The following is an 11,880-nucleotide window of genomic DNA, read 5'->3' as shown; positions in this document are numbered from 1 at the left end:
CGTCATCTCTCCCCCGTTCCGGCTGAACCCTGTCCTCCGGCGGCTGCAGGCACGTTGTCCCACAGAGCAACCTCGCTCTCCGCCGAATCCTCCGCGTCATCCATCTCCGCGAGCATGCGCTGCGTCTCTTCCTTCTGCGCCCGCGCCACCGTAGCCACCCACACGTTCTCCACACCGGCCCTGCGCAGCGCCTGCGAGCAGGCCCGCGCCGTCGCGCCGGTGGTGTAAATATCGTCGATCAGCAGCACCTCTCTGCCGGCAACCGCCTCTTTGCGGGAGACAAAAAAAGCGCCTCGCAGATTGGCGCGGCGCTGGTGTGGGGTCAGACCCGCCTGGCTTTCCGTCGAGCGTTGCCGCCCAAGCACCCCCGTCAGGAGCCTCGCCTTCAGCTCCGGTCTCCGCCGCCGCATCACGCGGATCGCCGCCCGCGCCAGCAGCTCCGCCTGGTTAAAATTCCGCGCCAGCCGCTTTTTGCGTGAGAGCGGCACGGCCATCACCACAAGCTCCTGCGGCAGATCGGGAATCGCCAGAATCCTCTCCGCCAGCAGCACGCCCAGCCGGTCGGCAATCGGCGTCAGCCCCTGATACTTCAGCAGATGCAGCAGCGCCCGCAGATTTCCCCGGTAGACACCGTGCGCCACCGCCCGGCGAAAGGGCGGATCGGTCAGGCGGCACGGCCGGCACAGAAGCTCATCGAGCATGACCGCGGCCTCCGGATCGGCACCCAGCGCCTCGCCGCAGCAAAGACACAGCGCTCCTGATTGTGGGGGAAGTTGCTTCCAGCAGAATTCGCAGACAGGCAGGCGGGAGAAACCGGGGAGGGGATTGCCGCAGACGCGGCAGTCAGCAGGAAAGAGAACAGTCGAGAGACCGTCCAGTGCATTTTCCGGAGTACTTCGGAGCACGCGAACCACTGCGCGCCATGCCGAAACCCCGGAAGCTCCCTGCGAATGGTCCCGCCGGGGCGGCGTTTCGGAAGGCGGAACTTCGGTCGTCAGCGAGTACGGCTCACTGCGGAAGACTCACCTCACTGCGGCAGGCTGCCCTTCAGCCGTGCAGCCACCTTTGGGTGTGAGTATACGGAGGAGCCCGGCCTGAATCAACTCGCTTTCACCATCTTTTGTGCAGATTTTCAAATCCGCCACAACCGGCTGTGCTCGCCGGGCAGCAAAAGTTGCTGTTGAAACAGCGCGCCACGGCAGGCTGCCGGTAGAAATTTGAAGAAGGATTACGGCGAATTCCGCTACCATAAAAGCCATGGCCGTCACCGCCCAGATTCCGATCGGCGAATATCTCCATACCAGCTATCGGCCCGACTGCGACTATATCGACGGCGAGGTTGTGGAGCGACACGTGGGCAAGACGGATCACGCAAGAATACAGGCACTGCTGGCGCTGTGGTTTGGCATGCACGAACAGGAATGGCACATCCTTGTGACTACCGAGCACCGCATGCGCGTCTCCGAGACCCGCGTCCGCATTCCCGATGTCACCCTGGTCCGTCCCGGCGCGCTGACTGAAGATGTTCTTACCCATCCTCCGCTCTGCTGCATCGAGATCCTATCGCCGGAAGACAGCTATTCGCAGATTCGTGAAAAGTGCCGCGACTATCGCCTCATGGGCGTCGAAAATATCTGGCTCATCGACCCGTCAACGCGCAGCGGACAGGCCGCCATCCCCCAGGGCTGGCAGGATACCCTCGAATTCGGCATTCCTGAAACCCCCATCCGGCTGTCCCTCGAAGACCTCTTCGCCCGCCTCGACCGCTCCCTCGCTTAGGCACAGAGCCGCTGCCGCGAGGCAGCAGCGAAGCGGGGGAATCCGCTTCTTCCTCTGAAACCCTGCTCAGCTCCCCCGAACCGGTTGCTCCCGCGTGGCAGGCATCGCCTGCTTCCCCGTCAGCGTGGCGAATACCCCCGCCACCACCAGCGCCGCCCCCGCCATCTGCGGGGCGGAAAGCCGCTCTCCCGCCAGAGCCGCGCCCGCCAGCAACGCAAATACAGGATTCACATAGGCATAGCTCGCCACCCGCGTCGCCGGCTCATGCGCAATCAGCCATACATAGCAGGTGAAGGTGACAATCGAGGCCGCAATCACCAGATACGCCATGCCCGCAACCACCCGCACCGTCAGCCACTGCGAGACCGGTGGAAAGCCGCGCAGCTCCCCGGTCACCGCTGCCAGCACCAGCAGCAGTGTGCCGCCGCAGGCCATCTGCCAGCCCGCATTCAGCGTCTGCGGACGCGGCAGCTTCAGCCGTCGCGACCACAGCGTCCCCACCGACCAGGAGATCGTTCCGCCGATCAGCACCAGCATGGCCGCCAGCGGCGACCGCCCCGGCCCTCCCGGCGTGTACAGCGCCAGCACCGCCACGCCTCCAAACCCCAGCGCCACGCCCAGTACCGAGAGAAGGGTTGCCCGCTGCGTCCGCAGCACCCACACCTCGCCCAGAAAGATCCACACCGGAATCACCGCCGAGATCACCGCGGCAATCCCCGAGGCGACGCGCACCTCGCCCCAAAAGAGCGCGGCATACATCACCATAAACATCGGAACGCCCAGCAGGCACGCATTCCGCGTGCGCCTCCGGTCCGTCTCCACCCGCGCCGTTCCGCCCCGCACGTAACTCCACGCAATCAGCACCAGCCCGGCCAGCAGAAACCGGAAGCCCGCGGCAAAAAAGGGCGGCACCATCGCCACCACCTCGCGGATGCCGAGAAATGATCCTCCCCACAGCACATAAATGGCTGCGTAAGCGAGCACTCTGCGAATCGGCATGACCCAGCATAGCTTACGGTCGGAGGCACACCCTCTCCGAAGCGAGCCGCCGGAGCGCTCCGAGGAATGAGTCCGCGACGGCGAGTATGAAATCGCAGACGGCGCTACTGTACGCTCTCCCGCGGCTGTTACACTCGTCCTTCGCAATTCGCACGCGGAGGCTCCATTTGTCCACCAATCCGGGATTTCAGCCCTATGTTCCCCCCACCCAGACGCGCCCCGAGTTCACCCTCCGCGCCATTCTTCTCGGCTGCGTCTTCGGCCTCCTCTTCGGAGCCGTCACCGTCTACGTCGGCCTCCGCGCCGGACTCACCGTCGCCGCCTCCATCCCCATCGCCGTTCTCTCCATCAGCGTCCTCCGCGCCCTTGGCCGCGCCTCGATCCTCGAAAATAATATTGTCCAGACCACCGGCAATGCCGGACAGTCCATCGCCGCGGGCGTTATCTTCACTCTGCCCGCGCTTATCTTTCTCGGCTTCGATCTCGAGTACTCGCGCATCTTCATCCTCGCCCTGCTCGGCGGATGGCTCGGCGTGCTCTTCATGATCCCCCTCCGCCGCCAGCTCATCGTCGAGGAGCACGGCAACCTCACCTATCCCGAAGGCACCGCCTGCGCCGACGTGCTGCTCGCCGGCGAGCACGGAGGCTCCTTCGCCAGCCGCGTCTTTCTCGGCCTCGGCCTCGGCGGCATCTATACGCTCTTCCAGAATGACAACCTCTTCGGCGCCTGGCCGGGCCAGCCCGATTACCAGCCCGACTGGGGACCGCAGCACATCCTCAAAGGCGCGGCCATCCGCGCCGATGCCACCCCCGAATACCTCGGCGTCGGCTACATCATCGGGCCGCGCGTCGCCGGGACCCTCTTTGCCGGTGGTGTTTTTTCCTGGCTTGTCCTCATGCCGGCCATCTACTTCTTCGGCTCGCACTTCCCCGGCGCGCTCTATCCCGCCACGCAGCCCGTCGCGCAGATGTCTCCCAGTGACCTCTGGGCCGCGTACATCCGCCCCATGGGCGCGGGAGCCGTCGCCGCCTCCGGGCTCATCACCCTCATCAAAACCATCCCCACCATCGTGGGAGCCCTTAAAGCCGGAGCCTCCAATCTCCGTAAAAACAGAGCTTCGACCGCAGCCGGCGATCTCCGCACCGAGCGCGATCTGCCCATGTCCGTCGTCCTCGGAGGCAGCATTCTCCTCGTTGTTCTGATGTGGCTCTTTCTCACCTTCAGGCCCGTGCCCGGCGCGCAGACCGGCTGGCTCGCCAACCTCGCCGCCTCGCTGCTCGTCGTTGTCTTCGGATTCCTCTTCGTCACCGTATCGTCGCGCATCGTCGGCCTCATCGGCTCCTCGGCAAACCCCGTCAGCGGCATGACCATCGCCACCCTCATGGCCACCGCCGCCATCTTCCTCGTCAAGGGCTGGACCGCGCCCGCCTTCGGAGCCCTCGCCATCACCATCGGCGGAGTCGTCTGCATCGCCGCCGCCAACGCCGGCGACACCTCGCAGGATCTGAAGACCGGCTTCCTCGTCGGCAGCACGCCCTGGAAGCAGCAGCTGGCCCTCATCATCGGCGTCTGCGTCTCCACCATCTCCATCGGAGCCACCCTCAATGCCATGAACCGCGGCCTCGAAGAGTTCCACCAGACCGCCCATCCCTGGAACCTCTCCGCGCCGCACGACGGCGTTCAGAACCAGGGCGCCTTCACCCGCAAAGAGATTCAGGTCATCCACTCCGACAAAACCACCGACACCCGCCCCGGCAGCCGGTACATCCTGCTCAACGCCCTCGGCTCGCACGAGTTGGCCGACGGCAAATACCTCTACAATCCACAGACCGGCAACATCGAGGTGCAGTGGATTCAGGGCATCGGCAGCGAAAAGGCAGCCGCGCCGCAGGCCCGCCTCATGGCGACCGTCATCAACGGCATCCTGCGCCAGCAGCTGCCCTGGGGGCTGGTCCTGCTCGGCGTCTTCCTCGTCATTGCCGTCGAGCTGCTCGGCATCCGGTCGCTGTCATTCGCCGTCGGAGCCTATCTCTCCATCGCCACCACCCTCGCCATCTTCGTCGGCGGAGTCGTGCGCTGGATGGTCGATCAGGCCGCGAAAAAGACCGGAGAAGCCTCAGGCACCGAAAGCGAGATCAGCCCCGGCTCGCTCTACGCCAGCGGACTCATCGCCGCCGGCGGCATCGTCGGCCTGATGGGAGTCGCGCTCAGGCTCTATGAAGCCGCCACCGGCCACGAAAACATCGTCGCGTTCCCCCACACCTTCCTCTATCACGCCTGGGTCTCGGTGCTGATGTTCGCGATGCTCGCCTTCTCCCTCTATTACTTCGCCCGCAAACCACTGAATAAGAACTAACGGCATCTGTGCCACAAGAGCCAAATATGACATTCAATCTTCCATCTGTCATACTGAAGGTGAGGTGTCACATGCAGGAAACTCGTCTCCGTGTAAATGAAAATGGCCGGGTTGTCATCCCCGCTGAATACCGCAGGGCGATGGGCATCAAAAAGGGCGATGAAGTCATCTTGAGCATGGATAAGCATGAACTGCACATCACCACGCTTCGTCAGCGTGTTGCAAAAGCTCAGGAGCGGATGGCCCGCTATATCAAACCGGGAAGACTCTTATCGGAAGAGCTGATCGCAGAGCGCCGCGAAGCGGCAAAGCATGAGTAAGATCGTCCTCGATGCCTCCGCCATTCTCGCCGTAATCGCACAAGAGCCTGGAGCTGATCTCATTCTCGCGCATATCGGCAGCACAGTCGCCAGCACCGTGAATCTTGCCGAAGCTCAGAGCAAGCTGGTCCATGATGGAGCGCCCAAAGACGATGCCTGGGAAGATATTCTGACCGTCGTTCAGGAAGTGATCAGTTTCGATGCCGAACAGGCGAAGCTGGCAGGAGCACTCCGGACACAGACCCGCTCCCTCGGCCTCTCTCTTGGCGATCGCGCCTGCCTGGCATTAGCCATTTCTATCGGAGCACCGGTCTACACCGCAGACCGTATCTGGAAGAAACTGCGCCTCGGCATTCCCATCCACGTCATCCGTTAAGTGCCGAAATGTGGGTGCCCCATGTCCGGAATTTCGGACATGGGTTTTCTCTCAGTCCTCCGCTATAAATTCCTCTTGAACAGCGGCGTTGCGATCAGCAGCGTCCCCGCTCCGTATAAGGCCAGAAACAGCATATCCATCCGGATCGACGCGAATCCGCCCTCCTTGAGCAGAATCGACTGCAGCCCGTGGACCGCATAGGTAAACGGGTCCACCACCGAGATCGCCTGCAGCCACTTCGGAAAGGCCGAGATCGGATAGATCGCGCCGCTCGGGAAGAACAGCAGCGTATTCAGCACGCCGAAGAGCGCCCGCGGCACCAGCGGGTCTTCGACGCGCACCATCAGCAGGAACATCATCCCGTTGAAGGCCACCGATGTCAGCACGATCAGTATCAGCAGCTCCAGCGCCGGCAACGGATGAAAGATCGTGCCCAGCCCGGCCAGCAGCGAACCCAGCACGGTCAGCACCACGCCCGACATCACCGCCTTGATCGCGCCCGCCACATTCAGGCCCATGATCAGCTCCAGCCGTGTAATCGGCGTCACCAGGTAGCCCTCATGCACGCCCCGCGCCTTGTCGTCGATGTACAGCATGCCGCCGCCGATCATGACGGACACATACATCGCCAGCGCCACCGAGCCCGACAGCAGAAACTTCATGTACTCGACGTACGGATACAGCTCCACGATCTGCAGCGCGATCTGCTGCACCACTTTCGGCTGAATCACCGGCGCATTCAGCGCATCCACCAGCGACTGCATCTCGGCCTCGATGCTGCTGCTCACGAACTGGTCCGAGTTATCGACCACCAGCCCCAGCTTCGGCGAATCGCCCGCCAGAACCCTCCGCGAATACTGCGCCGGAATCACCACCACGCCCGACAACTTGCCCGTCCGCACATCCTCGACGGCCTGGTTCTTGTCCTCGTACTCCGTCGTCGTGAAGGTGCGGATATTCGCCGCCACCGCGTCGAAGGCCTCATGCACCTTCACCGCCTGCACGCCGTGGTCGTAATCCACCACGCCGATCCGCGCATTGCGGATCTTTCCGCCAAACGCGTTGCCCAGAATGATGAGCTGCACCAGCGGCAGCACCATCGCGGTCAGCATCAGCGCCGGCGAGCGGAAGAACTTCCGCAGCTCGCGCTCCACAATCGCGAACATTCGATTCATGGCCGCATCCCCGGTCGCGGCGGCATCACAAATCCCTGCGCCTTGACCTGTTCATCGCGGAGCTGCCGCCCCGTGTAATGAACGAACACATCGTCCAGTGTCGTGCTCTGCACATTCAGCGACCGGATCGGCTCCTTCAGGCTGTCGGCCAGCTGCACCAGCTGCACCGTCGTCAGCGATCCGTCCGAGGTCAGAATCCGGTACATGCCGCCGCTCTGCGACTGCACGCCCGTCACGCCGGCCAGCTTCTCCAGCCGCTCCTGCCACTCCGGCGCGTCTTTGGTAAAGCCCGCCTCCACCACGCTGCTGCCCGGCACGCTTGCCTTCAGCGTCATCGGCGAATCCAGTGCCACCAGCGTGCCGTGATCCACAATCGCGATCCGGTCGCACAGCCGGTCGGCCTCGTCCATGTAGTGCGTCGTGATCAGCATGGTCAGGTCGCGACTGCCGCGCAGATTGTTCAGCATCTCCCACACCGCCACGCGCGACACCGGATCGAGACCCGTCGTCGGCTCGTCGAGAAAAAAGATGCGCGGATTATGCACCAGCCCCCGCGCAATCTCCAGCCTGCGCCGCATGCCGCCCGAGAGCGTCTTGGTCTGCGCCTTCCGCCACTTCGTCAGGTCCACCGCCTCCAGCAGGTCTGCGATATTCTTCTGCCGCTGCGCCTTCGGCACGTCGTACAGTTTCGCGTAAATCGAAAGATTCTCTTCGACCGTCAGGTCGATATCGCTGGTCAGCGCCTGCGGAATCACACCGATCAGCCGCCGCACCGCATCCGGCTCCTTTGCCACATCGAGCCCGGCAATCCTCACCCGCCCGCTCGTCGACGGAATCAGCGTCGTCATCATGCGGATCAGCGTGCTCTTGCCCGCTCCATTCGGCCCCAGCAGGCCGAAGATCTCCCCGTCGGCCACCTCGAAGCTCACGCCCTTCACTGCCTCGAAGTCGCCGTACTTCTTCACCACGTTCTCGACCGAGATCGCCGGCTGTGCCGCTGCAGGCGTCGCGGCCGCTGCGGCCTGCGCGTTCATCGCTTCACCAGCCTGTCGCGCGGAATGTAGACCTCCGCCGTCATCCCCGGCACATAGCGCATTCCCGGGTTATCGATCAGCAGCTTCAGCTGGATGGTCTGGATATCGCGCTTCATCCGGCTCACATCGCGCTGCGTCGCAAAATCCGCCTCCACCAGCTTCGCAATCACCTTGCCCTGCATCGCCGCGCCGCTCGGCATCACCACGCGCAGCGTGTCGCCCAGCTGCACCGCATCGGCCTGCGTCTCGGGCAGCGGAGCGTACACCCATGTCTGCGTCAGATCCACCACGGTGATAATCGGCGTGCCCGCGGCCACATACTCGCCCAGCCGCGCGGCCTTCGTATCCACAATGCCCGTCACCGGAGAGACCACTTTGGAATAGCCCAGCTCCACATCCGCCTCATCCAGCAGGGCCTGCGCATTCGCCAGATCGGCGCGCGTCGCCGCCGTCGTCTGCACCGCCGCCTGCGCCTGATACGTATTCGCAATGGCCACCTTGAGCGAGGCCTCCGCCGCCGACACGCTCTCCTTCGCCGCGTCCACCGCCGCCTGCGCGGCGTTCAGCGATGTCTCGGCCTCTTCGCTCGATTGCGCGCTCATCACGCCCTGCTTCGCCAGCGCCACCGTCCGCGTCGTATCCGCCTTCTGATGCTCGTACTGCGCCTGCGCCTGCGCAAGCGATGCCCGCGCCACGCGAAGCTGCGCCTCGGCATTCGTCACCTGGCTCGACGTCTGCCCCGATGTCTGCCGCTCCGTCGCGCGCGACTCCTGCAGCTTGAACTGATCGCTCTCCGCCGTCGCCCTGGCCGCGTTCCGCGCCGCCTCCAGATCCTGGCTCTGAATCGTGGCCACCTGCTGGCCGGCCTGCACCTTCTGGCCTTCTTCGGCGTCCAGCGACTCCAGCAGTCCCGGAATCCGCGAGCTGACCACCACCTCGTTCGCGTCCACCGTTCCAATCAGCTGCAGATCGCCCGTGTTGTGCGTGGTCAGGAAATACCATCCGATCGCCACAACCAGCAGCACCCCGAGAATCACGAATATCCGTCGGCTTGCCTTCATGATGCTTTTCTTCTCCACACAGGAGCGTCCCTTTTTACTTCCGGCATGGGCACGCTCTTCAGCACTCGCTTCGCCGCGATCGCACCGTGTCTGCGATCCACAAACAGCGCCATACCCAGAAAGCGGATCGCGGCGCTGCGCCGCTCCTTCACCACGCCTGGGTCATACGGGTCCATCGGAAGCATCATCTTCATCATCGGCCCGCTCAGAAAATAAAAGACATTCGCGCCCAGCGCCGAATAGATCACCTGCAGCGCATCCACCTCGCACAGCTCGCCGCTCCGGATGCCTTCCTTCACCGCCGCCAGAGCCTTCTTCATCACCGGCTCAAAGACTGTCTGCACCAGCAGCGGCATCGAACCGCTCTCGCCGCGATGAAAGCGCACCATCTCCTGCTGCATCAGATTCTGAAACTCATGCTTCGACACGATCCGGTCGAAGTGGTTCAGCGCCATGTGCAGCACCCGCTCGCCCGCCGTCGCGCCCTGCTCCGCTGCGCTCAGCGCCCACACGGCAATCTGCTCCGCCGCATCCTGCAGAGCCGCGGCATACAATTCCGCCTTGCTTTTGAAGTAGTAGTAAAGCAGCGCCTTGTTCACCTTCGCCGCATCGGCAATCGCGTCCGTCCGCGCTCCTGCCAGCCCATGCTCGCTGAACTCGCGCACCGCCGCCCGCAGTATGCGCTTCCGCCTCTCATCGGATCGCTCCTGCGATCGTTCCTGGGAGCGCTCCTGAGGCCGCCCGTGCTCCGTTCGTTCTGTGTCTCGCTTCTTCATTAATTAACCAGTTAGTTAAAGTCTACTGCAAAAAAGCGGGCCGCGCATCTTCTGCGCAGCCCCTTTTTGTTTCAGCCCGCAAACGGCGCGATCTGTTCGGCTCTGGGAGGCTTCGTCGCCAGACTCACCACCACCAGGCACAGCAGCGCCGCGGCCAGGGCAGGAAAGATCGCATCCCGCTGCGCCACAATCGCCGGCAGATGATCGTGAATGAACGGCGCATCCCAGAAGACGGTGACGAACGTTCCCGCCGCAATCGCGCTCACCGCTCCCGCCGCGTTGGCGCGCCGCGAATAAAACGCCGCCAGAATCACCGGCGTCAGCGCCGCCGAGTACACCGTATAGGCGTACAGCATCTCCTTCAGCACCGACTGCGCATGCAGCGACTGATAGAGCGACCAGATTCCCAGCAGCACCACCATCAGCCGCGACACAATCAGCACCCGCCGGTTCGACGCATCCGGAGCGATGTAGCGCACAAACACGTCGTTCACCAGATTCGTCGCCGGAGAAAACAGAAAGTTGTTCGCCGTCGACATGATCTTCGCAAAGATCGCGCCCATCAGCGCCGCTCCCAGCAGTGCCGGCAGGCCATGCAGCGCCGCATACGCCAGAATCTCTCTTGGCCGCTGCGCCACTTCGCCGGAAGGAAAGATCACGCTCCCAAAGACCGCCAGCGCCACGATCACCGTCTCCAGCACCACCGTGCCGACAATCCATCCCACCACGGCCACGCGCGCGTCGCGCTCCGATTTCGCCGAGAAAAACTTCTGATACATCGCCTGGTTGCCCAGCATCAGCAGCATCGTCGGCACCAGCAGCTCCAGTCCCTGCATCAGCGAGAAGTCGCCCAGCACCTCGAAGTGCGTCGCCGGCAGCGCATGCGTTACGCCGCTCCAACCTCCCGCCGCATGCAGCAGAAAGGGCAGCGCAACAATCATCGTGACCGTCGCCAGCAGCCCGATCACCACATCCATGTACGCGACGGAAGACATCCCCGCAAGCGCCGTGAACACGATCACGAACGCCGCAATGATGTACCGCCCCAGCACCGGAGTAATTATCGTCGGGAAGACGAGATGCAGGATGTCGCCGCCGCCCGTCAGCTGATAGCTTGTGATTCCGGTATAGGCAAACAGCACGGCGATCACGCCCAGCACGCGCGCCGTCTGGTTATAGCGCGTCTCCAGCAGGTCCGGAATCGTGAACTGCGCAAACTTCCGCGCCCGCGGCGCGATGAAATAAATCAGCAGCAGCCCCAGCCATCCGCCCGCCGACTGCCACAACGCCGCAAAACCATGCCGGTACGCATTCTCCGCTCCGCCCAGCAGCGAGCCCGATCCGATCCACGACGAGAGCAGCGTAAACACCAGCACAAACGCCGGCAGCGTGCGCCCCGCCACCAGATAATCGGCCCGGGTCTTCACCTTCCGCACGCGGGTCAGCGACACCACAAGCAGAGAAAGAACGATCACGCCCAGAACCACGGCGTACAAAGAAGACATGCAGCTTCCTTTAAAAAACGGTCAGTAACCGCTCAGTGTACGGGAGAGCGTTCCCCTTGTCAGTCTGTCTTTCTCTGCGTAACAACCCATGCGGCAACGCGACAGGCATGCGCCCCGGCATTCGCTGAGCTGCTGCTGCGAAGCGAACGATAAGAGACCGTTCGGAAGGCGCTCACGCCTTCACCCTCCCCATCGCCTCTTCGAGCTTTGCAGCAATCTCCGCCGCCGGCCGCCCACGCACCGCAATCAGCTTGTTGCGCGACTGCGCCCCGCCTGCTATTTCGACAGTTGTTCGCGGCACATCCAGCAGCTCCGCCAGAAATTCGACGAGCGCGGCATTCGCCTTTCCCTCCACCGGAGGAGCCTGCAGAGCCACTTTCACCGCCGCCTCGTCGCCTGCGCCCATCACGCCGGTCAGCGCCGTCCGGCTCGCTCTCGGCGTGACGCGCACCATAAACCGCGCGCCATCGCGCGAATCTTTTACCAGACGGCTCACGG

At 63.5% G+C, this 11,880-nt stretch carries 13 protein-coding genes; 4 read left to right on the top strand and 9 right to left on the bottom strand.

Annotation, left to right across the window (positions count from 1 at the left end):
- Positions 1-2: 2 nt before the first annotated feature.
- Positions 3-905, bottom strand: a complete 903-nt coding sequence (locus tag D0Y96_RS08550; protein ID WP_350449011.1) for a ComF family protein — start codon at positions 903-905, stop codon at positions 3-5.
- Between the two features lie 117 nt (positions 906-1,022).
- On the bottom strand, positions 1,023-1,259 hold the full coding sequence (locus D0Y96_RS08545; protein ID WP_117298957.1) for a hypothetical protein: 237 nt from the start codon (positions 1,257-1,259) through the stop codon (positions 1,023-1,025).
- Here D0Y96_RS08545 and D0Y96_RS08540 point away from each other — a divergent pair.
- On the top strand, positions 1,258-1,779 hold the full coding sequence (locus D0Y96_RS08540; RefSeq protein ID WP_117298956.1) for a Uma2 family endonuclease: 522 nt from the start codon (positions 1,258-1,260) through the stop codon (positions 1,777-1,779). The two genes, D0Y96_RS08545 and D0Y96_RS08540, sit on opposite strands and share 2 nt — an antisense overlap.
- A 66-nt stretch (positions 1,780-1,845) precedes the next feature.
- On the opposite strand, the gene D0Y96_RS08535 is transcribed toward D0Y96_RS08540, so the two are convergent.
- Positions 1,846-2,778: an EamA family transporter gene (locus tag D0Y96_RS08535; protein WP_117298955.1), complete on the bottom strand. Its 933-nt coding sequence runs from the start codon at positions 2,776-2,778 to the stop codon at positions 1,846-1,848.
- 167 nt (positions 2,779-2,945) lie between these two features.
- Here D0Y96_RS08535 and D0Y96_RS08530 point away from each other — a divergent pair, with 167 nt between their 5' ends.
- The 3 genes from D0Y96_RS08530 (at position 2,946) to D0Y96_RS08520 (ending at position 5,831) form a co-directional block, all read left to right on the top strand.
- Complete coding sequence (locus D0Y96_RS08530) at positions 2,946-5,135, top strand: OPT family oligopeptide transporter (RefSeq protein WP_252263617.1); 2,190 nt, start codon at positions 2,946-2,948, stop codon at positions 5,133-5,135.
- Positions 5,136-5,206: 71 nt separating this feature from the next.
- On the top strand, positions 5,207-5,455 hold the full coding sequence (locus tag D0Y96_RS08525) for an AbrB/MazE/SpoVT family DNA-binding domain-containing protein (RefSeq protein WP_117298953.1): 249 nt from the start codon (positions 5,207-5,209) through the stop codon (positions 5,453-5,455).
- Entirely contained in the window at positions 5,448-5,831 is a 384-nt protein-coding gene (locus tag D0Y96_RS08520; protein WP_117298952.1) for a type II toxin-antitoxin system VapC family toxin, read from the top strand. Before D0Y96_RS08525 ends, D0Y96_RS08520 begins: the two co-directional genes overlap by 8 nt.
- A 62-nt stretch (positions 5,832-5,893) precedes the next feature.
- Here D0Y96_RS08520 and D0Y96_RS08515 read toward each other — a convergent pair whose 3' ends face one another.
- The 6 genes from D0Y96_RS08515 to D0Y96_RS08490 form a co-directional block, all read right to left on the bottom strand.
- Positions 5,894-7,006, bottom strand: coding sequence for an ABC transporter permease (locus D0Y96_RS08515; protein WP_117298951.1), 1,113 nt, complete (start codon positions 7,004-7,006; stop codon positions 5,894-5,896).
- Positions 7,003-8,040, bottom strand: coding sequence for an ABC transporter ATP-binding protein (locus D0Y96_RS08510; protein ID WP_117298950.1), 1,038 nt, complete (start codon positions 8,038-8,040; stop codon positions 7,003-7,005). The genes D0Y96_RS08515 and D0Y96_RS08510 overlap by 4 nt, the downstream gene beginning before the upstream one ends.
- Positions 8,037-9,101, bottom strand: a complete 1,065-nt coding sequence (locus tag D0Y96_RS08505) for an HlyD family secretion protein (RefSeq protein WP_117298949.1) — start codon at positions 9,099-9,101, stop codon at positions 8,037-8,039. The genes D0Y96_RS08510 and D0Y96_RS08505 overlap by 4 nt, the downstream gene beginning before the upstream one ends.
- Positions 9,098-9,877 (bottom strand): TetR/AcrR family transcriptional regulator, encoded by a 780-nt coding sequence (locus D0Y96_RS08500; RefSeq protein WP_117298948.1) that lies wholly within the window; start codon positions 9,875-9,877, stop codon positions 9,098-9,100. The genes D0Y96_RS08505 and D0Y96_RS08500 overlap by 4 nt, the downstream gene beginning before the upstream one ends.
- A 71-nt stretch (positions 9,878-9,948) precedes the next feature.
- On the bottom strand, positions 9,949-11,382 hold the full coding sequence (locus D0Y96_RS08495) for a sodium:solute symporter family protein (RefSeq protein ID WP_117298947.1): 1,434 nt from the start codon (positions 11,380-11,382) through the stop codon (positions 9,949-9,951).
- A gap of 172 nt (positions 11,383-11,554) precedes the next feature.
- The gene (locus D0Y96_RS08490; RefSeq protein WP_350449010.1) at positions 11,555-11,878 is read right to left on the bottom strand and encodes a DUF167 domain-containing protein; all 324 of its coding nucleotides are present in this window, start codon (positions 11,876-11,878) and stop codon (positions 11,555-11,557) included.
- Positions 11,879-11,880 lie beyond the last annotated feature (2 nt).

The organism is Paracidobacterium acidisoli, assembly GCF_003428625.2.
Lineage (GTDB): Bacteria > Acidobacteriota > Terriglobia > Terriglobales > Acidobacteriaceae > Paracidobacterium > Paracidobacterium acidisoli.
This window is presented reverse-complemented; position numbering and strand designations above follow the sequence as displayed.